The following is a 794-nucleotide window of genomic DNA, read 5'->3' as shown; positions in this document are numbered from 1 at the left end:
AGGCTCATGGCGATGGCCGCCCACGGGTGCCTGTACCCGAGGCCCCGGTAATCCCGCACCCGCACCCGCTCCTCGCCCTTGCCCCCGAGCACCGTGATGAGGGCGAAGGCCCCGATGTTCATGAAGGTGTAGGCCAGCATGTAGTAGAGGATGCTCGAGATCCCCAGCTCTCCCGCCGCCAGGAACGCCACCAGCACGTATCCCGCGTGGGCGATGCTCGAGTAGGCGAGCATCCGCTTGATGTTTTCCTGGACGAGGGCGATCACGTTCCCGACACTCATGGTGAGGGCCGCCATGGCCCAGATCACCGCCGTCCATTCCCCCTGCAGGGTCGGAAGCGCCTCGTAGAAGACGCGCGCGAAGGCCGCGAAGGCCGCGGCCTTGGGCCCGGCCGACATGAAGGCCGTGATGGGGGCCGGGGCGCCCTCGTACACATCGGGCGTCCACATGTGGAAGGGGGCGAGGGCCGCCTTGAACCCGAACCCCACCACCAGGAGCGCCATGCCGATCACGAGCGCCGGGCTCTGGAGCCCGTTCGTGGAGAGCACCTTCGAGATGGCCTGGATGTTCGTCGTTCCCGTCGACCCGTAGAGGAGGGCGATGCCGTACAGGAGAAAGCCCGACGCAAAGGAGCCGAGAAGAAAGTATTTGAGGGACGACTCGTTTGAGATCATCCGCGTCCGGGCGTAACCGGCCAGGACGTAAAGGGAGACGCTCATGAGCTCCACCCCGAGAAACACCGTGATGAGCTCCGCCCCGCCGGCCATGATCATCATGCCGAGGGTCGCAAAGAG

At 65.7% G+C, this 794-nt stretch carries 1 protein-coding gene; it reads right to left on the bottom strand.

The genetic code is table 11. The features are described 5' to 3' along the window. Positions 1-794, bottom strand: a 794-nt coding sequence (locus MWC30_RS21685) for an NADH-quinone oxidoreductase subunit N (protein ID WP_244086284.1), incomplete at both ends; no start/stop codon positions are given.

It is taken from the genome of Desulforhabdus sp. TSK (assembly GCF_022836495.1).
Taxonomy (GTDB): domain Bacteria; phylum Desulfobacterota; class Syntrophobacteria; order Syntrophobacterales; family Syntrophobacteraceae; genus Desulforhabdus.
This window is presented reverse-complemented; position numbering and strand designations above follow the sequence as displayed.